This window comes from Streptomyces subrutilus (genome assembly GCF_001746425.1).
GTDB lineage: Bacteria > Actinomycetota > Actinomycetes > Streptomycetales > Streptomycetaceae > Streptomyces > Streptomyces subrutilus_A.
Window position 1 is genome coordinate 488906 of the sequence record NZ_MEHK01000001.1, and the last position, 24469, is coordinate 513374.

A 24469-nucleotide genomic window follows, 5' to 3' on the forward strand; every position below is an offset into this window, starting at 1 on the left:
GTGTCAGCGGCGGCGGATGCGGATCGGGCCGCGGGCCTTCGCGGGGTCGACAGGCCGTCCACCTTGGGTGATCTCCACTTCACCGGCCGCGGACAGCCGCCGGGCCGCGCGGCGGGCCGGCTCCATGAGCGCGCGCCAGCCGTCGTCGTCCCCCGCGTACACCGCCCGCGCGGCGTCGGAGGGGCAGATCGTCGCGTTCGGAGCGCGTTGGTCCAGCAGCTCCAGGATGGCTCGCTCCAGGCGCCGCTCTGTCTGCCGTTCGGTGTCTGCCACTCCCCCAGTGTCGCAACGGCGACGCCGGAACCGGGGCATCGACCAACGCTCAGGGCCGCGATTCCGGCCCAGACCTGCGACCTCGTGAACGGAAGCCGCTCCCTGCACGCGGAAGCAGGGCTCACCAACCGATCCGCGGTGTCCCGAGCACCTCCGCGCCCGCCAGTCCGGCGATCTCGCGCACACGGTCGGGTGTCACGCGCTTGTCGGCGTGCACGAAGACCGTGTGGTCCGACGTCCACCGTCCCAGCTCAGGGTCATCGCTGTGGAACACCGCCTGAACCCCGTACGGCGGGCGCCATGGTGCATTCGGTGAACGCTATGGAGGTCCTTGCCTCGTATCGTCGACCTCGGCCGCGCGGACGGCGCCCGGGCCCTCCTCAAGTGGCTTGATCTGCCAAGGCCGCGGGCCTTCGGCGGGGCAGCGGCCTCATGAGGCCTCGCGGCATGTGCTGCGCCCTTCGGGTGGTGCCGGGAATACCCAGCATCCGGTTGGGGGCTTGGTCCGTACATGAACGCCACTCCGTACGACCCGCGCACGCTGCTCGCGGAAAGCCGACTGGGCATTCTCGCGACGATCAAATCGGACGGCCGTCCGCAGCTCTCGCCCGTCATGCCCTTCTACGATCCGGAGGCCGATGTCCTCTACGTATCGATGACCGAGGGACGTGCCAAGACGGCGAACCTGCGGCGGGATCCGCGCGCCGCACTGGAGGTGACCAGCTCCGACGGCTGGGCCTGGGCCACCGCCGAAGGGACCGTGACCCTGACCGGGCCGGGGACCGACCCGCGCGGCCCCGAGGTGGAGGCGCTGGTGCGGTACTACCGCGCTGCCGCTGGAGAGCATCCGGACTGGGACGAGTACCGGGAGACGATGGTGGCCGATCGGCGGGTGCTCATGACGATGACGGTCGACCACGTGTACGGGGACAAGATCCGCTGAGCGTGCCCCGAGACCTCAGCCCTTCGCCGCCGTCGGCGGTGGCGCGCCCTCCCTGTCGGGACCCGAACATGTCAGGGATCAGCGCCACTGCGCGGGAAGCCGCGGCCCGGCCGGCCGCGCCCCGCAGGCGGGCCGGCCGGCCGGGCAAGTCCGAGGCACTGGACTGTTACGCGTGCCAGGCATCATGGAGGCCATGGGGCTTCACCCCGACCAGCCCAGTGCCAAGGTGACCGGCGTGTCTCCGCCCGGCTGGTGGCATGCCGCCGCAGAACGGGACCGTCGCTGGCGCCTCTGAAACAGGTTCACAACGTCGGCACGCAGTTCGACGTCGGCCGGGGGCGGGGCCGGGGCCGGGGCGATCAGGTCAGGCTCCACGACCAGGTCCCGTCCGCGGTGACGAGACAGGCGAGGACCACCAGGTCGGCAAGGCCCAGGGCGATACCCAAGCGGGCCCGGCCGGGCCTGGTCGTGTGCCGTCGCAGGGCGAGGGCGCCGAGGACGACGGCGGTCGGACCGAGGAAGAGGTTCATCACGAGCAGCCCCACCAGGCCGAGGACGAACGCGGTGACGGCCATCGCGTCGGCGTCATGGGAACGGGCCGGGGGCCGGGCCACGCCACTGGCTCCGGTACGGGCCGGGATCTGGGCCGGGGTACGGGCCGGGGTGCGGGAAGCGGTCCGCGGGGTCATCGCAGACCTCCCCGGTCGTGATCGAGATGTCCGGCCCGGCGGTGGCCCGAGAAGCGCTCGCGTGCGGCGAAGAGGGCGAGCCAGAGGGCGATGGCGAGACCGGCGACCACACTGACGGGTACGGGGACGTGTGCCACGGCACCGAGGACGACGCCGAGCACCAGCAACGCACCTACGAGGAAGAGCATGAGACGTCCTTCCATTCAGGTAACAGTTGTTCACTGACTACCCAGTTCACTTTGCCTCATGCTGGCGGCGTACAACTGTGACGCGGTTGACTTCGCGCCATGACTTCGCACCCCGGCTTTCGTGAGACCCAGCGCCGCCGTACCCGACGCGCCCTCCTCGACGCGGCCTTGGCGGAGTTGGAGGAACGCAGCCTCGGCAGCCTCGGGCTCAGGGAGGTGACCCGGGCCGCCGGAGTCGCCCCCACCGCCTTCTACCGGCACTTCAGGAGCATGGACGAGTTGGGGACCGCGCTGGTCGAGGAGGCGCTGGAGAGTCTGCAGGAGACCGTGCGGGGCATCCTCGCGGCGACCGGAGACGCCGCCCAGCGCGGCGACGCGGCGGTGGAGCTCGTCGCCGAACTGGTACGCAGCCGACCCGCGCACGTCCGATTCCTGGTTCGCGAGCGCCACGGCGGGGTGCCGGCGGTACGCGAGGCCATCGCCGGGCAACTCGACGTCCTCGCCGAGGAGATAGGCGTTGCGTTCGCCGCCGATCCCGTCAGCGCGGGCTGGGACGCCGACGACGTGACGATGCTTGCCCGGCTGCAGGTGGATCACATGTTCATGACGGCCTCGGCGTTCCTGGCCGCCTCGCTCCGGGGGGAGGACTGGTCGGCCGCCACCGATACCGCCCGTGCCCAGCTCCGGCTGATCCATCTCGGGCGGGTGAACTGGCCGACGTGACGGGGCGGCTGCCGCTGCGCGGCCTGCCCCCCCCCCGGTTCGCCCGAGCGCGCCGGTTAGTTCGTAAGGGTGTAGCGGAACATGTGCAGGGTCCAGGACGGCTCGGGGGTCGGCTTCGTCGCGTACTGGACCGCGCCCATGGCCGCGTAGAACGGGGCGGCGTTCGGATCCGACGCTACGACGAACTCCGATCGTCCAAGGGTGCGCGCGGTCTGGATCGCGTGCAGCCAGAGAAGCCTGCCGTGGCCCTTGCCGATCTCATCGGCGTCGACGAAGAGCTTGTCCAGGAGCAGGTTCCCGTCCTGCTCGGTGAAAGCGTAGAAGCCGACGCTCCTGCCGTCCTCCTCCAGCACGAAGACCGGGTTGTCGCGGACGTAGGCATCTGGAATCGCCAGGGCGTCACCCGCCCAGTCGAAGTAGCCGGGCGGGTACCCCCAGTGGGTCGACGATCGCTCCTGGAGCGCTTCGAGCCCGCCGGCCTCGTCGGGTTCGGCGCGTCGGATCCGCCTGGCATGGTTGGTTGCCACGGGATGGGCCACCCTTCTCGTTGGTTACCTGCACCTGTCGGTCCCACCTGATCACGCCTGCGCGGCGTGTGGTTCCGCGCCGGGCGGCCGGGGGCGCCGAGGGTGCGGATCTCGGGCTCGTGGCCGCAGACCAGGAGGAAGTGGAACAGGCCTTCCGGGGAGGCCCCTTCACCGTATGCGCATGCACAGGGGGTTTCCTGCGGAAACGATCGAAGCGCTCAATTTTGTCGCGGCTATGGATCGATTGAGCGTGGGCGTGTAGAAACCGGCCAGCAATGACTGGGTTTCAGCCCCTGGAGACCGCAATGACGCGCTTCTCGACCCGTCGCACCTTCCTGCGTGCCACCGGCGGCACGGCACTGGCCCTCGGACTCACCACCGGCCCGCTGCCGGACGCTCACGCCACGGCCGCGGACGAGTTCGGCGATCTGCGGGCCAAGTGGCGCGCCCTGATGCTCGGTACGGGCTTCAGCCCGACGACCGAGCCGTTCAAGAGCAGACTGGCCGAACTGGGCGCCCGGGCCGCCGCGTACCGGTCGACCATGGTCCCGGCCGTCGGGTCCCTGTGGCCCGAACTGGTGTGGGCCGATCCGGAGCCGGACGCGGACCAGGAGTCCTACGGCTACTCACAGCGCATGACCGACAGCTTCTCCCGGCTGTCCGTCATGGCGCAGGCGTACTGTCAGCAGGGCACCGGGCTCACCGGGAACGCCGCCCTGGCGGCCGACATCGTCGCCGGACTGGACCACGTGTACGCCGGGATCTACAACGAGGGGCAGACGCGCTTCGGGAACTTCTACAGCTGGCAGATCGGCGCCCCGCAGGCGCTGCTCGACGTGTGTGTGCTGATGCACGACCAGTTGTCGGCGACGCGGATCGTGAACTACTGCCGGGCCGTGGACCACTTCGTGCCCGATTCGGCCGTGGCCAGTTACACCGGCACGAGCACCGGTGCCAACCGGGTCGACCTGTGCCGGGTGCTGATCCTGCGCGGCATCGTCGGTGGCAGCTCGGCCAAGATCGCCCTCGGCCGGAACGCGCTCTCGCCCGTCTTCCCGTACGTCACCTCCGGCGACGGCCTCTACGCCGACGGGTCCTTCATCCAGCACACCTCCGTCCCCTACGCCGGCACGTACGGTGCGGTCATGCTGGGTGGCCTGGGGAGTCTGCTCGCGCTGCTGGCGGGTTCGAGCTGGACGGTGACCGATCCGAACCGGCAGATCGTTTTCGACGCCGTGGAGAACGCCTGGGCGCCGTTCCTCTACAACGGCCTGGTCATGGACGGCGTTTCCGGGCGCGGAGTGAGCCGCGGCGTCCACGCTGACGACCCCAAGCAGGTCCAAGTGGACGATCACCTCCGCGGCCATGGCATCCTGTCGGCCATCGTGCTGCTGGGCCGGGGGGCGAGCGCGGCCGAGAACGCCCGGTGGCGGGGGCTGGTGAAGGGGTGGCTGCAGCGCGACTACTACAGCCCGCTGTTGAGTGATCCCTGGCTGAGTCTGGCGGGTCTGGCCTCGTTGAAGTCGGTGGTGGACGACGCATCCGTCGCGCCCCTCGCCGAGCCGACCGGGCACCGGCTCTTCCCCTCCATGGCGCGGGCCACCCACCGGCGCCCGCGCTGGGCCGCCTCGATCAGCATGGCGAGCAAGCGGATCACGTACTACGAGACCGGCAACGGGGAGAACCTGCGCGGCTGGCACACCGGCTCCGGAATGCTGTACTGGTGGGGCGACTCGTACGCCAACGGACAGTACAGCGACGCGTTCTGGCCCACCGTCGACCCCTACCGGCTGCCCGGCACCACCAACTCCCGCAAGGTGCTGGCGGACGGTGCCGGCGGTGACTGGGGCGCGGCCAAGCCGGACGTGAACTGGGTGGGCGGCGCCACCGACGGCAACCGTGCCGCGATCGGCCAGTACCTGCGGGGCCCGCAGAGCACCCTGACGGCGAAGAAGTCCTGGTTCTGCCTGGACGACTCCGTCGTGTGCCTGGGCGCGGGCATCAAGTGCACCGACGGCACCGGGGTCGAGTCGGTCATCGAGAACCGCAACCTCGGGCGCGGCGGCGTCCATGCGCTCACCGTCGACGGCACGGTGAAGCCGGTCAGCCACCCCTGGTCGCAGACCCTGACCGGTGCGACCTGGGCGCACATCGCCGGCATGGGCGGGTACGTCTTCCCCGGCGGCGCGACGGTCAAGGGCCTGCGCGAGGAGCGCACCGGCAAGTGGAGCGACATCAACCGCGGCATGGCCGGCACCCCGATCACCCGGCGCTACCTGACCCTGTACGCCGACCACGGCACCGACCCGTCGGACGCGAGCTACGCCTACCTCCTCATGCCAGGTGTGAGCACCGCGCAGACCGCCGCGCGCGCGGCCGACACCGGCTGGTTGCAGATCCTCGCCAACACCGACAGCCAGCAGGGCGTCCGCGTACCGTCGCTGGGGTTCACCGGGGTCAACTTCTGGTTCGGCGGCGCGGTCGGGACGCTCACCGCCAGCGCGCCCTGTGCGGTGATGATCTCGGAGAAGGGCGATGGCACCGCGGTGATCTGCGTCAGTGACCCGATGCGCATGCAGACCGGTCTGACGCTGACCTGGAACCGGGCGGTGGCGTCGGTGATCTCCAAGCCCTCCACCGTCACCGCAGCGGTCACCGGCGCCTCGCTGAGCCTTGCCTTCGGCGACCTCAGCGGCACCTTCGGCGCCACACAGAAGATCACCGTCGCCCTCGGCTGACGGCCGCGCCGTGTTCCGGCTCGTGGCAGCGCGGACCGGACAGCACCTTGGAGGTGGTCTCTCCCTCCCCAGCACGTGCGGTCGCCAAGGAGAACCGCCCATGAGGATGACCAGTTGGACCACGAGAGGGCTGCTGTCCCTGCCGACTGCGGTTCGGGCTCCGACGGCAGGTTCCCCCCGACGTATCACACGGGGGCGGCGCATGGGCTCAGGGGAGCCTGGCCCCCGGATCTTGGAAACCGGAGATTTTTGGGTCTGGGGCCCAACCGTGTGTGGGGATCACCGTGGCGGCCGCCGGTGCCGATAGGTACTGGCCCCACCGACCTCGCCTCGTGCGGGCTGCTCGCCCAGGTGTTGCCCGCTGAGGTCAGCGGCTCCCCTCTCTCGCGGATCACGTCCTGTCGCGGAGACGTCGCGCGGCGCGATTCACCCGGTCGCTGCCGTGTCAGGTCCCGGCCGATGCCCGGCGTGCTCCTCCGATTCGTGGTCGAACCAGGCCGCCGTGGTCAGCTCCGGCGGTACGCCTCCTTGCGTCCGCGCCAGCACCACGGCGCTGGATATGAGGCCGACGTGGCTGAGGCCTTGGGGAAAGTTGCCGAGGAAGCAGCCGCTGCCGGGGTCGATCTGCTCGGGCAGCAGGCCCAGCGGCGAGGTGTGCGAGCACAGCTGCTCGAACAGCTCGCCGGCCTCCTCGACGCGGCCTTGGCCGGCCAGGTTGTCCACCAGCCAGAAGCTGCAGAGCAGGAACGCCCCCTCCGACTGGTCCAGGCCATCGGGGGACTCCTCGGGCAGGTAGCGGTAGAGCAGGCCGTTGCCCGCTCCCAGCTGGTCAGCGATCGCACGTGTGGTCGCGATCATGCGTGGATGGTCAGCGGGCAGGACCCTGCGCAGCGGCAGCGCCAGCAGCGAGGCATCCAGGCCGCCACCCGGCGACATGTGCTCGGTGAGGGCGCCCTTCCTCTCGTCCCACGCGTCGGCGAGAATCCGATCCGTAAGGCGCCGGGCCTCCTCCGCCCATGTGCCGGCGTCCCCCGGTAGCCCGAGGCGCCGGGCGAGGCGTGCCGCCCGGTCGAGCGCTACCTGGCACATGGCCGCCGAGTAGGTGAAGGGGCGCTCGCTGGACCTCACCTCCCAGATACCGCTGTCCGGGCGGCTCCAGGCCGTACGTGCGCTCTCGGCCAGCCCCGCGAGGGTGTCCCACAGCCCGGGGCGGAAGGTCCCGCCGGTGGCCGCCCACTGGAACGCGCAGTCGAGGATCTCTCCGTACACGTCGTGCTGCACCTGTTCGCCCGCCGCGTTGCCCCAGCGCACGGGGGCGGAGCCGCGGTAGCCCTCCAGGTCGGCATCAATGGTCTCCGGCGCCGGAGGCAGCCCGTCGAGGTCGTACAGGACGCGAGGACGGCCGTCGCGCTCGACGGCAGCGAGGGCCCAGGACAGGAACCCGCCGGCCTCCATCGGCAACCCGATGCGTCGCAGCGCGAACACGGTGTACGCGGCATCTCGTATCCATGCGTAGCGGTAGTCCCAGTTCCGACTGCCCCCGATGCGTTCAGGAAGGGAGCTGGTGGGTGCGGCGACGATCGCGCCGTTCTCGACGTTGTCGAGCAGCTTGAGCGTGATGGCTGACCGGCGTACCAGATCCGCCCTCGGCACGTGTGGCAACACCAACCGGGATGACCACCGCCGCCATGCCCGCACCGTGTCGGTAATGTGGCGATCTGCTCCCCCTCCCGGTTCGCGCGCGGGCTCGTCCCAGCTCAGCGACATCCACCAGTCCTGTCCCGATGACAGCGTCACGGTGTCTTCCAGTCCGGAAAGAGGACTGGAGGACCGCAGGTGCAGCGTCAGCCGCTGCAAGGGGCAGTGCACCTGCCAGCGGTCGTCCACTTTCCGGACGCGGCCACCGCCGCGTGGTCGGATACAAACGCGCAGGTCCACGTGCCCGTGAGTGACACGTGCGCGTCGTACGAACGCACCGGTGCCGGCGGCGGCGTCGTCTTCGAGGCGCGCTCCGGGGTGCAGCACGAACGCGTCGGTCACTTCCACGGTTCCGGAATCCGTCATCAGTTCCGTGACCAGGACTCCGGTGCCGTCGAGGTAGTGCTGGCGGCTCACACGCACCCCTTCAGGGGCGAGGGACAGCCGGCCCCCGTTGCGATGATCGAGAAGAGGGCAGAAAACCGGCGAGGAGTCGAAGCGGGGAACGCACATGAACCCGACCGAGCCGTCACGACCCACCAGGGCGCTGCCGCGACCGTCGCCCACCAGCCCGTGGTCCTCGACCGGCAGGTATCCCTGCCGCTTCTCGATTGGCCGCCAGTCGCTCATACCGTGCTCGTACCCACGTACGCGAGGCGCATGAGCGGGGCGGCACAGACTTGTCGCGCCGGCGAGTGTCCGGCCGGCCGCCGATGTGCGCAGGGGAGCCACGAACAGCGAGAGTCTGAGCGAGTCCTTCCACGCGTCTGGAACGACCACCGCCTTCCCACGCGCCGCGCAGGAGACGTGGTCGGATCCGGACCGCGGACTGCACACGGGTCACCGGGCCCGGGGACAGGGGACGTGTACGGCCAAGTCCGACCGATCCGCGTGGAGTCGACGCGCCCGGGCCGGACGAGTACCGCCACCACGTACGACTCCTACGGCGAGAAGTTTCCTTCGACATGCCGACAGCCGGAAAGACCGTGACCGGGGCGCGGTTCAGGGCAGCGGTCGGCGGGTGGAACACAGCGCCGGAGGGGGAAGCGGGTCCGGGCGTTCGCTCAGCGAAACCTCAGATCCGGATAACGATCGAGACACCTATCCAGGCGAAACGCACGATACCGACAGCCAAAGTGATCTGCGTCACTAAAGATTTGGTAAATACCGTGCTAAGAATGCGCCACTCCGTTTCGGCCATCACTCGCCGGAGCCGGAGGCCGGCACCCAGCCGGATGCACCACCACAGCACGGCCAAGGCGTTCGCATCGTCCGAGTCCACGGACAGGACGCCACGGGTCGCCGACCGGACAACGGCGTTCGCTCAAAGCCCGCATCCCCAACCGTCGCACCGCACTGCGCCGGTTCTGCGCCATCGAGGTTTTGCCAGATGTCACTTGACAGCATCACCACCTCCGTAGACGAAGCCGTCAGCGGATTCTTCGAGCCCATCGCCAAATGGCTCGGAGACATCGTCTTCTACTCCGTGCCCGTCGGGGGAACCCAGCTCCCGCTGATCGTCGCCTGGCTCGTCGTGGCCGGCCTCGTCTTCTCCGGCTGGTTCGGCCTGGTGCAGATACGCAAGTTCCGCCTCGCGGTGAACGTGGTGCGCGGCAAGTACGACGAGAAGGGGTCGACCGGCGAGGTCAACCACTTCCAGGCGCTGACCGCCGCCGTCTCCGGCACCGTCGGCCTGGGCAACATCGCCGGTGTCGCGGTCGCCGTCTCCATCGGCGGCCCGGGCGCGACGTTCTGGATGATCATCTGCGGCCTGCTGGGCATGGCCACGAAGTTCGTCGAGGTCACGCTCGGTGTGAAGTACCGCGAGGTGCACGCCGACGGCACCGTCTCCGGCGGCCCCATGCACTACCTGCCCAAGGGCCTGGCCGAGCGCTTCGGCGCCCGCGGCAAGTCCCTCGGCAAGGTCCTGGCGGTCCTCGCCTCCGCGATGATCCTCTTCTTCGGCCTCTTCGGCGGCAACCTCTTCCAGGTCAACCAGTCCTACGCGCAGCTCGTCTCCGTCACCGGCGGCGAGAGCGGCATGATGGGCTCCTCCGCCGGCGCGCTGTTCTTCGGCATCCTGATCGCCGCGATCGTCGGCGTCGTCCTCCTCGGCGGCATCCGCTCCATCGCCTCCGTCACCAGTCGGCTGGTCCCCGCGATGGCCGGCATCTACATCGCCGCCTGCCTGGTCGTCATCCTCGTGAACGCCTCCGCGGTCCCGTCCGCGATCTCCTCGATCATCGAGGGCGCCTTCAACCCGCAGGGCGTCGCCGGCGGTGTCCTCGGCGCGCTGATCGTCGGCTTCAAGCGGGCCGCGTTCTCCAATGAGGCCGGGCTCGGGTCCGCGCCGATCGCGCATTCCGCTGTCAAGACCAAGCACCCCGCCAGCGAGGGCCTGGTCGCCCTGCTGGAGCCGTTCATCGACACCGTCGTCATCTGCACCATGACCGCGCTGACGATCGTCATCGCCAACCCGGCCAGCTGGGCCGAGGCGCGTGCCGGCGAGTCCATCGGCGGCGTGACGATCACCTCCGACGCCTTCGGCACGGTCCTGCCCTGGTTCCCGTACATCCTCACCATCGCGGTGATGCTGTTCGCCATCTCCACCGTGCTGACCTGGGGCTACTACTGCATGAAGGCCTGGACGCACCTGTTCGGCCGCAGCAGGACCAGCGAGCTGACCTTCAAGGTCTTCTACACCCTGTTCGCCGTCGCCGGCTCGCTCCTCACCCTGCAGACCCTGATCGACATGGCCGACGCGGTCCTGTTCATGCTCGCCGTCATCAACATCATCGGGCTGTACCTGCTGGCCCCCGTGGTCAAGCGGGAGCTCAACTCCTTCCTCGACTTCGTCCGCCGCCGCGACGCCGGCCTGGACACCGAAGCGGACGAGGACGAAGACCAGGAGCCGGTGAAGACCACCGTCTGACCGTCCCCCCGGCGGCCCGGCCCCTGAGCGGGCTCGTACACACCTCGCGCCTTGGTGTGTACGAGCCCGCTCGCTTACGTTTCAGCAGGTGAGAACCCCCCTGGCGGTATCCCGACATCTCCCATAGGGTGTAAAGAACGCGTCAACGAGGCAGCCGAGCTGCCGGAGACGCGCGGTGTGCCGGGAAGTCTGGTCGGCGATGTAGGGGCCGTGTGCCCATTTTCAGCCGACGCCCCGGAAGGCCATCACCATGAGCGACCCACGTCCGCGCCCCCGCATCGTGTTCGGGCTCATGCCCTGGCCCGAACGCCAGGCCATCGCCTCCGCCCTGCGCACCGAGACGGTCGGCGGAATGGTCCTCCTCGCCGCCGCCGTTATCGCACTGATCTGGGCCAACACCCCGTTCAGCAGCGTGTACGAGTCGATCCGCGACTTCCACTTCGGCATACCCGCGCTCGGCCTCGACCTGTCCGTCGGGCACTGGACCGCCGACGGCCTCCTCGCGATCTTCTTTCTGGTCGCCGGCATCGAACTCAAGCGCGAACTCGTCGTCGGTGAACTGCGCACCCCGGCCACAGCCGCCCTGCCCGTCATCGCCGCCGTCTGCGGCATGGTCGTGCCGGCGGGCCTTTACGCGCTCACCGCCGGCCTCGGCGGCGGCAGCATGGACGGCTGGGCCGTCCCCATGGCCACCGACATCGCCTTCGCACTCGCCGTCCTCGCCGTCATCTCCACCCACCTGCCCTCCGCCCTGCGGGCCTTCCTCCTCACCCTCGCCGTCGTCGACGACCTCGGCGCGATCCTGATCATCGCCGTCTTCTTCACCAGCGACCTGAACCTCTGGGCGCTCGGCGGAGCCTTCGCCGGCCTCGCCGTCTTCTACCTCCTCCAGCGCCACCGGGTCCGCGGCTGGTGGTGGTACGTACCGCTCGGCATCGCCATCTGGGCCCTCATGTACAACGGCGGCGTCCATGCCACCGTCGCCGGCGTCGCCATGGGCCTCATCCTGCGCACCACCCGCGACAAGGGCGAGGACGCGTCCCCCGCCGCCCGCGTCTCCCACCTCATGCACCCCTTCTCCGCGGGTGTCGCCGTTCCGCTCTTCGCCCTGTTCGCGGCGGGCGTCAGCATCTCCGGACCGGCGCTGGCCGCCGTGTTCACCACTCCCGAGCCGCTCGGCGTCGTCATCGGACTCGTCGTCGGCAAGGTCCTGGGCATCTTCCTCGGGACCTACCTCGCCGCCCGATTCACCAAGGCCCAGCTCAACCCCGACCTTGCCTGGGCCGACGTCCTCGGCCTGTCCGTCCTGGCCGGGATCGGCTTCACCGTCGCCCTCCTCATCGGCGAACTCGCCTTCCCCGGCCAAGAAGTCGGCGAGCACGTCAAGGCCGCCGTCCTCTTCGCCTCCCTCACCGCCGCCGTCCTCGCGGCCGTACTGCTGCGGCGACGCAACACCCTCTACAAGCGCCTGTACGAGGAAGAGAACATCGACGCCGATGCTGACGGCATCCCCGACATCTACCAGCGCGAAGCGGAAACCACTCCCCGCGAGCGGGGCTGACGAGCGAGCCGCTCGACGCCGTCGCACACGTGGTCCGTTTGTGACCCGCAGGCGTTGCCGTGCCTTCGTTCGCGCTCTTCGTCGGCCGGGGGAGCGCCTCCGGCTCGGGCCCTGACCGAGCAATTCACCGGCCCCGAATTCCCCGGCATCGTGATCGGCCTGGTCGCAGGGCGGCAAGAGGCGGCTGAGAGGTCTGCCGGGACCGGTCTGGCCGTCCGCTCCCCCCGCGCCCTGTCCCGTCGCACACAACAGCACAGCAAGGAGCAAACCCGTGTCAGAAGGACGGATCGGCAGGGTGATGGTCGCCCTCGGCGCGCCCTGCACCCTGGCCGGGGTAGCGATGTACTTCCTGCCCGGCCCCGGTTTCCCCGTCCTCGTGTTCGGCCTGGCTGTCCTCGTCACCGGCCTCGTCCTGACTGCCGCGGACGCCCGCTGGTAAACAGCGCCGCCCTTACCCCGTCCCTCATACGACAGGACCCTGAGGGCCATGAGCTGGGAGCGGACCGGGAAACGTGGCCTCCCGAAAGCAGGACGGCCCCTCATCCACGAAGCGGCAGAGCCGATCTGCGGATGTGCCACCGGCTCACGGACGGTGTCTCGGTCGCCCTGTGGTGGGGGGCGTTGGCCCGCCTCCACTGCTTCCTTCGTGAGCGCCGCGCCTCCCGACCCGCCCGCTGATACCGGTGCTCACTCCTCCTGCCCGGGCCAGCCCAGCAGGCGGGCGCCGATGACCGCGGTCTGAAGTGTGTAGCGCGTGCGTGGGTCGGCCGGGTCTGCCCCGGTCAGACTGTGGATGCGCTCCAGCCGATAGGTCAGCGCCCGAACGCTCAGGGACAGGCGGCGTGCAGCCTCGGTCGCCACGCAGCCGCTGTCGAAGTAGGCGGCCAGGGTGTCGATGAAGAGCTGAGCTCCGCCCCGCCCCTTGCGCAGTGGGCCCAGCATGCTCTCCACCAGGTCGGCCATCGCCTGTCGGTCGCGCGTGAGCACCGGGTAGACGAGCAGGTCCGCCGCGTGCAGCACAGGCTCGTCCAGTTCCATCCGATCCGCGAGGTCGAGGGCGTTGAGTGCCTCCTCGTAGGAGTGGACGACTCCCCCGGCTCCGAGGTGGGAGCGGCCTATGGCGACCCGGCCGCCGTCGGTGGCCGCGTACGCCTGCTTGGCGAAGTAGGCCAGGACTTCCGGCTGGTCCCCGGGGGCGACACAGATCAGCCGCCCGTCCTTGGTGGTCAGCAGGATCTGCCGGCCCGCGAAGCGGGAAAGGACCGCCGTCTCGATGCCGCGGGCCACCGGGTAGCCGTCGCCGTACGGCTCGGGACCGGTGGCCACGGCGACCGCGTGGGCCTGCGACAGGCTCAGACCGAACCGCACGGCCCGCTCCGCGAGCCTGCCCAGATCACTGCGCCCGTACAACAGATCGTCGATGAACTCCCTGCGTGCGGCTTCCTCTCGGCGGACCGCGTGCTGCTGGGAGCGCTCGTAGCCCTCGGCAAAGGCGTCCACCGCCTGCTCGACGGATGCCAGCAAGGCAACACCCCTCCCCTGGGGAAGCTCCGAGAGTGTTTCTCGCGCCACGGCCAGGTGGAGCCGGATGAGCCCGCGCAGCGCAAGGCCCGCCTCGGCAGCTCGCTGCCCGTGCTCCTTGCGTGACTCCAACTCGTCACGCGTCAGTCGACGGCCGGTGGCGCCGGCGCTCAGCAAGATCTCGGCATACCCCGCCACATGCTCGTCCAGCGCTGCCCGGTCGATCACGGCTCTCCCCCGATCATGGCGCCCCGTGGCGCCCCTCCTGACCCGGGGACCAGGGTGGCACGCCCAGAACGGGCGGTACTTCCACGCGAGGGCCTCACGCGTGCGGCGGCGGTCGGCCCCCACCGTCCACGGACCGGATCGGCCGGCGGCAATGGCCTGTGCGAGGGCTACGCCCTCCCCCGGCCTTCGGGGACCGCGTGCACCCCCGACACTCCGCGGCGCGGTTCAACCCAGCACGGACGGAGCCGCCCACCAGGCCACGCCACCCATACCCCTTATGTCCTGTTCGGCGGCAATGGCCCTGCTGAAAGCCGCTCCCGCAAACGACGGATGCGGGATGCGAACTTGCGGTGACTTGCGCCACAAATTCAGCGTCAGGGCCGGCCCGAGGTGCCTGAGGAGCTCCGATCCCAGGAGACGATCAAGACCGGATCCCACCCTCCCCCTTGAGTAGCGCCGCGTCCCACCACGCCGCCACCACGCCTTCTACGGCGCCTCCCGGTCCGCTTCACTCGGTCGCGTCGCCGACGCGTTGAGGTGGGGAAATTCCCGCCAAAATCGGTCAAACTCCCCCATCCTCACCAATGGCCCTAATTTACCATCAAGCGCCGCATCATTATCCTTCTACTACATATGCGACTTGACGGTGGGTCAGCCACATAAGCAAGTGCATAATCATGCCCGGGTCGCCACCGGAAGCAGCGATTCCGCAAACACGGTGAACCATCTTCCCGTAGATGCATCGGCCCCACCTGCTCGGCGGAATTCGCCGCTGGATCGACCCTCAAGGCGCGCCGATGTCCCTCCTCCGCAGCATCCGTCTCGCAGCACTGCTCATCGCGCTCTGCGCTGCTACCGGCGGAGCGATAGCCGTCGCCTACGGCCACGGGACAGTGGTGCCGTCCGGCGCGGGAAAGACGGTCGCCCGCGCGAGCGTGACCGAGGCCTCCGTGCTCCATGTCGTCGCGCACCCGGATGACGACCTCTTCTTCATGAACCCGGACCTGAGCCGCTCTGTACGGGCGGGTACCAAGGTGACGACCGCCTACCTCACCTCCGGTGAGTCCGACGGCCGGAACGAGGCTCGCGGCCGGCACCTGAAGGATCCCGTGCAACCCGCCGATCGCGCCTCGTACGCGGAGGCCCGGCAGAACGGCATCCGAGGCGCCTACGCGCAGATGGCCACCGGTGACCGCACGAGTCCTTGGGTGCGGAAGTCCCTGCCCACGGCCGGCGGCGGGTTCGCGCAGGTGGACGTCCTCGTCGCCAAGCCGCAGATCAACCTGGTATGGCTGCAGCTGCGCGAGGCGCGCAGCATCAGCGGCGAGAACCCGGACAGCCTGCGGGGTCTGTGGGACGGGAAGACGGCCGCCCTGGGGGCTCAACTGACCTCCGGGACGCCGGTCAAGCAGTCGTTCTCCTATACCAAGGACCAGGTCGTACGCACCGTGGCCCAGGTGCTTGAGCGGTACAAGCCGACCACGATACGGCTGCAGGACCCGACGCCCGGCGTGTCGGAAGAGAGTGGTGGCACATTCATCGACCACCAGGACCACATGTACGGTGCCCGCTTCATCCAGGCAGCCACCGAGCGCTACGCGCGGTCGACAGACCGGCCGCACTTCTCGGTCCAGAACTACAGTGGCTACCACAACACCTCCCTCCCCTCGACGCTCGACCCGCGGACGGCCGAGGAGAAGCTCCGCTACCTTGAGACCTACGCCTGGGTGGACCACCAGGACTGGTGCGGTAGCCCCGCAGGATGCGGCGATCGCAAGACGGCTGCCCGGCCCGCCGGTTACCGCTGGAGCGAGAGCATCCGTTACAGCCGCGGTGACAGCACCTCGTGGATGGCCGAAGGCGCGTCAGGCCGGTTGTGGGCCTTCGCAGTCCTGGACGGGCGGATGGCGTACTGGTCCCGCAGCGCCCCAGGGGCGAAGTGGCAGGGGCCCGAGCTTCTCCCCGGCACCGGCATGGACACGGGCGCGACGGCGGCTCGGCTGCCCGACGGCAGGATCGCGGTGTTCGGCACGCGTACGACGTTGGGCGCCACTGCGCAGGACTACGGTCGTGACATCGTGTACAGCCTCCAGGCCTCGCCCAACGGAGCGTTCGGCCCGTGGCAGACGCTGGGCACTCCCGAGGTGACGGACGCTGCGGGTACCTCGGCGATCAGTGGGCCTTCGGTCGCGGTGGACCGGACGGGCCGAATATCCGTGTACGTGCGCGACTCGAAACGCACGCTGCGCGCCCGCGCCCAGGCAGCGCCGAACGGCTCGTTCGGCGCATGGCAGGCGCTGGGCGGCGCCGGTCTCCAGGGCGAGCCCGCGACCGCGATCGATGCGGCGGGCAGGCGCCACGTATACGTGGCCACCGGCACGACCGTGCTGGCCTGGATCCAGCAGACCCCGGACTCTCCGCTCGAGGGCCCCTTGCCCACCGAGCTGCCGCCGACCACGGTCCCGTTGTCGGTGTCCCCCGAGGGTGAGGGGGTCCGGCTGTTCTTCCGCGGCCCCGGCTCGGGTGTGGTCCGTACCACCCTGGCCACGGCGGGCACGCCGGGACCGGGTCTCTCCCCGGTCGCCGAAGCGGGCGGCAGGGCCGGCTACGGCGCAGTGAGTGTCGCGGGCCCCCTGCTCGCAGGCCGCGGGAGTGCGGGCACGGTCAGTACGGCGGACATGACCAGTGCGGCGGGCACGGTCCGCACCCCGGACGTGGCGAGCGCGGCGGGCTCGGTCAGCAACGCGGGCACGGGCGGTTCGCCGGTCTGGAGTGAGTCCCGGATGCTCTACTCGGGCGCTCCGGCGGGCTTGGTGGAGGCGGCCGGCCCCGCCTCGATGGCGGTCCTCGGTCTGGACGCCGATCTGCACGTCACCACGAGACCGGCGGTCACCGTGCGCCCTGATGCCCCGAGCCCCCGCTCCATGTGGCACCGCGCGGTCCGCGACTGACAGGCATCAGCGGTTCCTGTCCCTGAGCGTGTCTCGCGCGTGGACGTGTCCCGCCGGCGCCGCCTCCCTCCCCGGTGCCAGCGGTCACTCACCTCGGCGCCCTGCGGCGGGTGCGCAGCAGGCCCGCGCCTGCCACGAGCAGCACGGTGGCCGCGGCAGCGGCGCTGAGTGCCAGGCCGAGCCGCAGGCCCGGCGGGCGGAAGGTGCACCGGAGCGTGGTGGCGCCGTCGCCCAGGTCCACGGCGATCAGGCCACCGAGTGTGCGTGGTGTGGCGGCCCGGGCCCCGTCGACCGCGCACTGCCAGCCGGAGGCGGCGGGTACGGAGACGACTGCGGTTCCCCTTGTCCCGGAGGTGAAGCGGGCTTCGATGGCGTGACCGCCGGCGCGGACCTGCTGCGGTCCAGTGGACTGGAGGTGGCTGACGGCCTGGTCGAGTGAGGTCCGGTCCAGGCAGCCGAGCGGGTTCTGGGGAAGGTACTGCCCGCGCCCCGAGACGACCGTCACGGGGATCGTTCCGTTCGCCGGTACCTTCCCCAAAGCGGTCAGACCATTGCTCGTCATGGCGGGGCGTCCGAAGCTCTTGACGGTTCGGCCTTGTGCCTCGACCCGGCCGAAGAACCACGGCGCGTACCAGTACGCCTCAGTGCCTGGTCTGCAGAGCGCGGTGAACGTACGGACGAAGCCGCCTTCCGGGTGCGCGACCAACGCCCAGCCGCGCCCGGCGACGGGTGCGGGGGGAGAGCCGTCTGAGGGACGGAGGCGGGGCACCTCGTAGACGCGGGCGCCGAGCACGCGCTCCTGGCGGGCGAAGACGGTGGCGTCTGTGGCGGCGCGGTCGAGGATCGTGCCGGGAGGGCGGACGGTCACGATCGGTGGTGCCGGCACCGTTCGCCGTGTGAGGCCGCGGGGGCCCGTGCTCCGGTCGAGATAACTGCTGATTCCCATGATCGCCCGACTGACCGGGTCGGTGAAGCTCAGTGTGTGCCGGCCTTGGATGTACCAGCCCGCACCGAGCCGGTGCAATGCTCCAGCGGTGCGGGCGGGCACGTAACTGCTGTAGTAGGAACCTCCCTGTCCGGCCAGCAGCATGGGGTCGTTGTTGGCGTACTCGTGGGGCCCCGGGTCCGTGCGGGTGGCCGGCCAGTCATCGGCCGACTTGAGGAGTTCGTACGTGGCCAGGGACTCGCTGTCGTAGGTGCGCTTGGGCGCCCACCAGTCGTAGGCGTCTCGGATGACCGTGGTGTTGAAGACGGTGTAGGCGGAGGTGAGGAAGACCGTGCCGGCCAAGGCCGCGGTCAGCATGGCGCGCGATCCGCGACGCCCCCGGTACCGGTCCAGCGTCAGCAGCAGTGCCAGGGGAACAAGGCCGGCGGCGACCAGCAACCACGGTCCTCGGCTCATGTGAGGGCTGTTCCGGACGAACAGGACCAGGAGGAGCACGACGCCCGCCCCGCACAGCAGTTCCCTGCGGCCGGGTTCACGGGCGAGTGCCAGCCAGGCAGCGGATACCAGGACGGCGGTCAAGGCGACGGAGGCGCGGTAGGGGCTGCCGTTCGGCATCGCCTGTCCGTGCCAGAGCAAGATCGTGGGCAGCCAAACGAACGAACCGGCCATGACAGCGATGAGGAAGAGCCAGCCGCAACGTTCCCTGAGTGGCACCCGGCGGACGAAGGGCAAAGTGGCGACGAGCAGCAGGGGCAGCATGCCCACGGAGACACGCGGCCCCTCGGACAGCCCTCCGGGCAACAGCTGAGCCAGGTAGTCGGCGATGGTGGGTGGTCCTTGGTAGGCCCTCACCGGCGCCGGCTGCGAGGCCCGGCTCGCCTTGAGGCTGACCGTGAGTACGGGCGCGGCAAGAAGGACGCCGGACAGGGTCATGGCCGCTGCGCGCAGCAAGGTGTTCAGCCGCTCCCGGCCCGCCCGCGCGTCGACGAGCAGACGCACGAGGAGGACCAGGGCCATGCCCATGGTGGCCATCGCCGCGATGTAGAAGTTGCCCGCCCAGGAGAGGGTGACGAGAAGGGTGCCGGCGACCCAGCGCCGCCGGTGCAGGCACCAGTCGTAGGCGATCCCGAGAAGTGGGAACGCGACCAGTCCCCACATCCACATGGGGTCTGCGAAACCGTCGGAGATCGTCCAGGCGCTGAGACCGAAACAGACGGAGAGAAGGGCTCGCAGCCATGGGGAGCCCGGGTGCAGTCGGCCCAGGAAGAGGGTCATCAGGCCTGAGGCAAGGCCGATGCTGAACAGGGTGACGAGGAAGACCGGAAGTTCCACGAGGTGGCGCGGGAAGCCCCCGACGAGCCAGGAGAACGGGTTCATCAGGTAGGTGAAGAAGTCACCCAGGAACGGCGTGCCGTATCCACTGGACCAGTTGAAATACAGATCACCGGTGGTGTTGCCGTGCATCAGATCCCACAAGCGGGCGTGGAACGGCACGAGCTGGTTGCCGAGATCGTTGACCGCACGCGACCGCCCGCCGAAGGGGTACGTGCCGTGCACGGCCATCGCGAGACAGTAGGCGCCCATGGAGAGGAGCGCGGCGAACCAGGCGGCCCGGGCCTCATGGGTGATGCGGCTTGTTTGGCGGACCCTGGAAAGTGCCTTGGGGGAGGCTGACAGAACGCGCCCGGAGGTCTCCTCGCGGAGCGCACTCGACCGATCGACCCGCGGACCTCTCACTAGCCCAACCACCTCACGATCCGTCCCGTGCGAGCATGCGGAACGAGACTAAGACGGGCCATTCACGGCTGCCACGCGAGAGCCACTGTTCGTGGCACTCCGCTACGGCAAGAGGCTCGCCGTCGGGGACTGCCGGTCCGCCTCCAGGCGGGCCACGTCCAGCGCCAGGCGGCCGGCGGCCGGCGGCCGGCGGCCGGCGGCTGACGACCGCTCGCCGCCGGCCGCCGGCCGTCAGGCGCGGGGTGGAGCTCGTCGCCCTACCCTGCGCTGTAGACCCGTACACCCCCGACGTATGTCTCCACGGTCCGCACCGCGTGCAGCTCGGCGGGGGCGACGGCGAAGGGGTCGCGGTCCAGGACCGCGAGGTCGGCGAGCCGGCCGACGGCGATCACACCGGCCTCGTCCTGGTGGTTCACCCATGCCGAGCCGGCCGTGTACGCGGTGAGGGCGTCGGTGAGGGCGAGCCGCTGCTCGGGCAGGAACGGGGGCCGCAGATCCGGTTCGCCGAGTTCTTCGGCCCACACCTGGCGGTTGACGGCGACGTGGATGCCGTGCCAGGGGTCCGGACTCGAGACGAACCAGTCGCTGCCCGCCGCGAGCACCGCACCAGCCGCGTGCAGGGCGCCGAACGGATATTGGCGCCGGCCGCGTTCCTCGCCGAGGAAGGGCAACGTCAGCTCGTCCATCGCGGGTTCGTGCGCTGCCCACAGCGGCTGCATGTTCGCGGCGGCGCGCAGGGTGCGGAAACGCGGGATGTCGTCGGGGTGCACCACCTGGAGATGGGCCAGATGGTGGCGCAGGCCGGTGTGGCCGTGCACGGCCACGGCCGCCTCGAGCGAGTTCAGCGCCTCGCGGACCGCCCGGTCACCGAGAGCATGGAAGTGGATCTGGAAGCCGTGCCCGTCGAGGGCGATCACGGCCTCGCGGAGCACGGCGGGGTGGACCATGGAGATTCCGGCGTTGTCGCCCGGGCAGCCGCAGGAGTCCAAGTAGGGCTCGAGCATGGCGGCGGAGAAGTTCTCCACCACCCCGTCCTGCATGATCTTGACGCTGCCGGCAGTGAAGCGCCGGCCCTGGGCGGCCTTCTCACGGCGGGCGAGCAGCGAGTCGAGCTGGCTGAGGTCCTGGTCCCGCTCCCACCAGAGCGCTCCGCGTACCCGCGCGGTCAGCGAGCCGTCGGCGTCGCAGGCGAGGTACGTGTCGAGCGGATCCGGGAAGCCCGCGTACGCGCCGACGAGGGCGTCCTGCCAGCCGGTGATCCCGAGCGAGTGCAGCAGTTCCTGGGCGGCCAGGAGCCCGGCGCGGGCCTCGGCCGCCGAGGGAGCGGGCGCGAGCGTCCCGACCAACGCCATGGCGCCCTCGTGCAGTACGCCGGTGGGTTCGCCTGCGGCGTCGCGTTCGATGCGGCCGTCCGCGGGATCGGGTGCGTGCCGGTCGAGTCCGGCCAGGGCGAGGGCGCGTGAGTTGACCCACGCGGAGTGTCCGTCGCGGACCGGGAAGTAGGCGGGCCGGTCGGGGAGGATGGCGTCGAGCTCGTCGCGGTGGGGCAGGCCTCCGGGAAACGCGTCGAAGGACCACCCGCTGCCCTGGATCCAGGCGGCCTCGGGATGGGCGGCGGCGTAGGCGGCGATCGTTTCACGGTACTCACGGGCGGTACGCCCCGGGCTCAGATCGCAGCCGAGCATGCCGATACCGGCGATCACCGGGTGTACGTGCGCGTCGGTGAAGCCGGGTTGCACGAACCGGCCCTCGAGATCGGTTACTTCGGTTCGCGGACCGATGTGTTCGCGGATCTCCCGGTCGGTGCCGAGGGCGGTGATCCGGCCGCCCGTGACGGCCAGCGCCGATGTCCGGTGGCGCACCGGGGAGGCCGTCCAGATGGTGCCGTTGAGGAGGACGAGGTCTGCGTGACGCATATGCGGGCTCCGGTGGGTGGCAGGTTGGTGAGGTACGGGTGGCAGGCGGAGAGGGGAGAGGGCGACGCGGTGAGGGAGAGGGGTGAGGTCTGGTGGGCGGGCCGGGCGGGTGAGCGTTCGCCCGTGGGGCGTGGTGGTCAGTCTGTGCGGCGTGGTGGTCTCGGCGTGGTGGTCAGCTTCCTGCGGGGACCGGTGCGGGGGCGGGCGCGAGCGGAGCCGGCGGCTGCGTGAAGTAGGCGGCCCTGCGCCGGTAGCGGGTCCACAGGGCTGCGGGAACGCCGAGGGCGATGACGGTCATGGGCAGTACGGTGAGGAAGCGCCCGTTCTCCGCGTCGAAGGCCAAGTGGTCCACTGACGTCCACTGTTGATAGGCCACGAGGCCGCCGAGCAGCAGCAGGGCGACACCGCCGAGCAGCGGCAGCAAGCCCACGACGAGCGCGTCGCGGATGCGGCCGCGCAGTTCGTGGCGGAAGGTGACGACGCAGGCGATGCCGCCGACCCCGTACATCAGCGAGACCAGGATGCCGACCGAGTTGACCACGGCGACGACCACTTCGGACAGCGAGCCGACCGCGAGCCCCGCGAGCGATACTCCGACGGCGAGGACCGCGATCCGCACGGTGGAGGTGACCGGCGTGCCCCAGGCGGGATGCAGCCGGGTCCAGCTCGTGCCCAGGACACCGTCGCGGCCCATGGCGAGCGTGAGCCGGGCTCCCGCGATGACGCTCGACTGCATGCAGGCCACGGTGGCGAAGAGCATCGCGGCGAGGGCGGCCGTCGCGCCGGTGGTCCCGTAGAAGGTGCGGGCCAGTTCGGTGACACCGGACAGCGGATCCGCGAGCTGTTCGGGCTTCAACGCGTGCAGGAAGCCCGTGGCCGAGAAGAGGAAGAACCCGGTGGTGACCAGGATCGCGATGATTCCCGCCCGGCCCGGGGAGCGGACCGACGTGGACTCCTCCACCACCGAGAAGGCGCTCTCCCACCCCCAGAACATGTACGCCGCCATCACGGTCGCTCCGAGCAGGGTGAGAGTGTCGGGGAACGCGAACGGCGAGAACCACGAGGCGGAAACGGGGGCCGCGTCGCCCCGGGCGAAGGCGGTGATCACGATGGCGGTGACCACGACCGCGGAGATGCCGAGCAGCAGGCTCTGAACGGCGGTGGCGCCCTTCACTCCCCGCAGCGCGCTCAGCACGATCAGGCCGCTCCACACCAGGCCGGTGAGGGTGACTGCGAGGGGGTCGTCCGGGGAGACGGCCCTGACGCCGGCCTCGGCGAGCAGGCCGAGGGTGAACTGCCCGGTGAGCTGGCCCGCGTAAGACAGGAACAGGATGTTGGTGGCGACCGATGTCCACCCCGTGAGGTAGCCGGTCCACGGCCCGAGCGCTCGGCGCACCCAGACGTACGCCGTGCCGCAGTTGGGGTCGCGGGCGGCGAGCCGGGCGTAGCCCCCGGAGACGGCCAGGATCGGCAGGGCGGCGAGCAGGAAGGCGGCGGGCATCGCGGTGCCGGCGAGTGCGGCGAGGAAGGCGAGGCCGATGCCGACGCTCACGGTGGGGCTGATGTTGGCCAGCGCGATGACCACGCCGTGCCGGGTGCTGAGGGTCTTGCGGAACGCGGCGACGGGCGCCTCACCGGTGGCGGGTCTTCCCTGGTCCATGAGCAGCACTCCTCGGTTCTGGGTGCCCCGCAGACAACCGCTCGCCGCACTATTTTGTCAACGGTGTGGGTAAAAGATTTTCCGCCGGGCGACAGGGCTTGCGGAAGCACTGTCCGGCCTGGTCTGATCGCCCCATGGCAGTACGAGGCAGGGGCCGTCCCCCCAAGGTCGAGCTGGACCTGCGGATCATCGTGGACGCCGCGCTCGCGCTGGCCGACGACGAAGGCGCGGCAGCGCTCAGCGTGCGGCGGCTCGCCGCCAGACTGGGGGTGGACCCCTCCGCCCTGTACCGCTACGTCAGAGACAAGGACGAACTCCACCTGGCCCTCGCCGACCGCCTCTTCGAGGAGACCCTGACGGGGTTCCAACCGTCGCCGAACTGGCGCGACACGCTGCGCGACCTTGCGCTGCGCACGCGGGAGACCGCCCTTCGCCATCCCGGCGCGGCGGTTCTGGCCACCTACCGCACCACGCGGCGCCCTGCCGAAATGCGGATCGTGGAGCACATCCTGGCGGCCTTCGGCCGAGCCGGATGCTCCCCCGCCCTGGCCGCCGTCCTGCACCGGGTCTACGGAGACTTCTCCTTGGCCTGGGCCGGAATGGACGCGGCCTTCGAGACGCTGGACGGGGCCGCCCGGACGGGCGACGAGCTGGCCTGGACCCGCGAGTACCCTGCGGCCGACCCCGCCGCCTTCCCGGCCATCGCACGCAGCGTGGCCCACATGGCACGGCTGGACGGGACGACGGTGTTCCTGGCCGCTCTGGAGATCCTGCTGGACGGAATCGCGGCGCGTATCACGGCGGAGGCCACGGGCCGGGCCCTCGACGGATCCGGCGAACCGGCGGCATAGCGACCGGCGTTGCAGCCGCCGCGGTGACGACGGGATCAGCCTGGCCGCGATCCGGTGCTGAGGACAATGGCTCTCCCCCGGCACGGCCGCGGGGACGGGCCCGAATGTGGGAAAACCCCCGAACGTAACCGGGGTGCAGGTCCCACACGAGGCCGGCGGCGTCGTACCGCCTTCGTGCAGGGAGGCGGCGAGGGCTGCCGAGCGTTGCCTGGCTGCGGGCAACCGCCCGAACAGTCCGAGGCCTCGGCCCCCGCGACGGCTCGCCATGGTCTGGGAGTCGCGGGCGCCCGGCACGACGAGCGTCACTTTCAGCGTGCGGCGTTAAGGAGCCGTAAAGATTGCCGACCACCGGCAATGTGCCAGAACGCGCGTGCCAGGCAGGATGGG

General features: G+C 70.3%; 19 protein-coding genes. 8 read left to right on the forward strand and 11 right to left on the reverse strand.

Annotated elements, in window-relative coordinates; genetic code table 11:
- Nucleotides 1-3 precede the first annotated feature (3 nt).
- Nucleotides 4-273, reverse strand: coding sequence for a DUF3253 domain-containing protein (locus BGK67_RS03140; RefSeq protein WP_107488756.1), 270 nt, complete (start codon nt 271-273; stop codon nt 4-6).
- A 121-nt stretch (nt 274-394) separates the two neighbouring features.
- Nucleotides 395-547 carry a hypothetical protein gene (locus BGK67_RS38690; RefSeq protein WP_167739538.1) on the reverse strand — a complete coding sequence of 51 codons (153 nt, stop codon included), beginning with the start codon at nt 545-547 and terminating at the stop codon, nt 395-397.
- 237 nt (nt 548-784) lie between these two features.
- Between BGK67_RS38690 and BGK67_RS03145 the strand changes: the two genes are divergently transcribed.
- Nucleotides 785-1216, forward strand: coding sequence for a PPOX class F420-dependent oxidoreductase (locus BGK67_RS03145; RefSeq protein ID WP_069918443.1), 432 nt, complete (start codon nt 785-787; stop codon nt 1214-1216).
- A gap of 359 nt (nt 1217-1575) precedes the next feature.
- Here the strand turns inward: BGK67_RS03145 and BGK67_RS03150 are convergent, their stop codons facing one another.
- A complete protein-coding gene (locus BGK67_RS03150; RefSeq protein ID WP_069918444.1) occupies nt 1576-1905 on the reverse strand; it encodes a DUF4190 domain-containing protein in 330 nt (109 codons plus the stop codon).
- On the reverse strand, nt 1902-2093 hold the full coding sequence (locus BGK67_RS03155) for a hypothetical protein (RefSeq protein WP_069918445.1): 192 nt from the start codon (nt 2091-2093) through the stop codon (nt 1902-1904). The genes BGK67_RS03150 and BGK67_RS03155 overlap by 4 nt, the downstream gene beginning before the upstream one ends.
- Before the next feature lie 99 nt (nt 2094-2192).
- Here BGK67_RS03155 and BGK67_RS03160 point away from each other — a divergent pair, with 99 nt between their 5' ends.
- Nucleotides 2193-2816 carry a TetR family transcriptional regulator gene (locus BGK67_RS03160; protein WP_069918446.1) on the forward strand — a complete coding sequence of 208 codons (624 nt, stop codon included), beginning with the start codon at nt 2193-2195 and terminating at the stop codon, nt 2814-2816.
- Between the two features lie 56 nt (nt 2817-2872).
- On the opposite strand, the gene BGK67_RS03165 is transcribed toward BGK67_RS03160, so the two are convergent.
- On the reverse strand, nt 2873-3343 hold the full coding sequence (locus BGK67_RS03165) for a GNAT family N-acetyltransferase (protein WP_167739539.1): 471 nt from the start codon (nt 3341-3343) through the stop codon (nt 2873-2875).
- Between the two features lie 305 nt (nt 3344-3648).
- On the opposite strand from BGK67_RS03165, the gene BGK67_RS03170 reads away from it, so the two are divergent.
- Nucleotides 3649-6081, forward strand: coding sequence for a polysaccharide lyase 8 family protein (locus tag BGK67_RS03170; RefSeq protein ID WP_069918448.1), 2433 nt, complete (start codon nt 3649-3651; stop codon nt 6079-6081).
- 426 nt (nt 6082-6507) lie between these two features.
- Here the strand turns inward: BGK67_RS03170 and BGK67_RS03175 are convergent, their stop codons facing one another.
- Together BGK67_RS03175 and BGK67_RS03180 are read right to left on the reverse strand one after the other, a co-directional pair.
- A complete protein-coding gene (locus BGK67_RS03175; RefSeq protein ID WP_069918449.1) occupies nt 6508-8409 on the reverse strand; it encodes a glycoside hydrolase family 15 protein in 1902 nt (633 codons plus the stop codon).
- Between the two features lie 445 nt (nt 8410-8854).
- Nucleotides 8855-9061: a hypothetical protein gene (locus BGK67_RS03180; RefSeq protein ID WP_069918450.1), complete on the reverse strand. Its 207-nt coding sequence runs from the start codon at nt 9059-9061 to the stop codon at nt 8855-8857.
- A 108-nt stretch (nt 9062-9169) separates the two neighbouring features.
- Between BGK67_RS03180 and BGK67_RS03185 the strand changes: the two genes are divergently transcribed.
- The 3 genes from BGK67_RS03185 to BGK67_RS35910 all read left to right on the forward strand — a co-directional run bounded on the left by BGK67_RS03185 (nt 9170) and on the right by BGK67_RS35910 (nt 12711).
- Nucleotides 9170-10711 (forward strand): alanine/glycine:cation symporter family protein, encoded by a 1542-nt coding sequence (locus BGK67_RS03185; RefSeq protein ID WP_069918451.1) that lies wholly within the window; start codon nt 9170-9172, stop codon nt 10709-10711.
- Between the two features lie 250 nt (nt 10712-10961).
- Complete coding sequence (gene nhaA, locus BGK67_RS03190) at nt 10962-12272, forward strand: Na+/H+ antiporter NhaA (protein WP_069918452.1); 1311 nt, start codon at nt 10962-10964, stop codon at nt 12270-12272.
- Nucleotides 12273-12543: 271 nt separating this feature from the next.
- Complete coding sequence (locus BGK67_RS35910) at nt 12544-12711, forward strand: PGPGW domain-containing protein (RefSeq protein ID WP_079153981.1); 168 nt, start codon at nt 12544-12546, stop codon at nt 12709-12711.
- A gap of 248 nt (nt 12712-12959) precedes the next feature.
- Here the strand turns inward: BGK67_RS35910 and BGK67_RS03195 are convergent, their stop codons facing one another.
- Nucleotides 12960-14018, reverse strand: coding sequence for a PucR family transcriptional regulator (locus BGK67_RS03195; RefSeq protein ID WP_432215506.1), 1059 nt, complete (start codon nt 14016-14018; stop codon nt 12960-12962).
- Nucleotides 14019-14818: 800 nt separating this feature from the next.
- Between BGK67_RS03195 and BGK67_RS03200 the strand changes: the two genes are divergently transcribed.
- Complete coding sequence (locus BGK67_RS03200) at nt 14819-16972, forward strand: PIG-L family deacetylase (RefSeq protein ID WP_069918454.1); 2154 nt, start codon at nt 14819-14821, stop codon at nt 16970-16972.
- 88 nt (nt 16973-17060) lie between these two features.
- On the opposite strand, the gene BGK67_RS03205 is transcribed toward BGK67_RS03200, so the two are convergent.
- The 3 genes from BGK67_RS03205 to BGK67_RS03215 all read right to left on the reverse strand — a co-directional run bounded on the left by BGK67_RS03205 (nt 17061) and on the right by BGK67_RS03215 (nt 23231).
- A complete protein-coding gene (locus BGK67_RS03205; RefSeq protein ID WP_107488757.1) occupies nt 17061-19502 on the reverse strand; it encodes a YfhO family protein in 2442 nt (813 codons plus the stop codon).
- Nucleotides 19503-19912: 410 nt separating this feature from the next.
- Nucleotides 19913-21571, reverse strand: coding sequence for an amidohydrolase (locus BGK67_RS03210; protein WP_069918455.1), 1659 nt, complete (start codon nt 21569-21571; stop codon nt 19913-19915).
- Between the two features lie 172 nt (nt 21572-21743).
- Nucleotides 21744-23231 (reverse strand): APC family permease, encoded by a 1488-nt coding sequence (locus tag BGK67_RS03215; protein WP_069918456.1) that lies wholly within the window; start codon nt 23229-23231, stop codon nt 21744-21746.
- A 134-nt stretch (nt 23232-23365) separates the two neighbouring features.
- On the opposite strand from BGK67_RS03215, the gene BGK67_RS03220 reads away from it, so the two are divergent.
- Nucleotides 23366-24082 carry a TetR family transcriptional regulator gene (locus BGK67_RS03220; RefSeq protein WP_069918457.1) on the forward strand — a complete coding sequence of 239 codons (717 nt, stop codon included), beginning with the start codon at nt 23366-23368 and terminating at the stop codon, nt 24080-24082.
- The last annotated feature ends 387 nt before the right edge of the window (nt 24083-24469 follow it).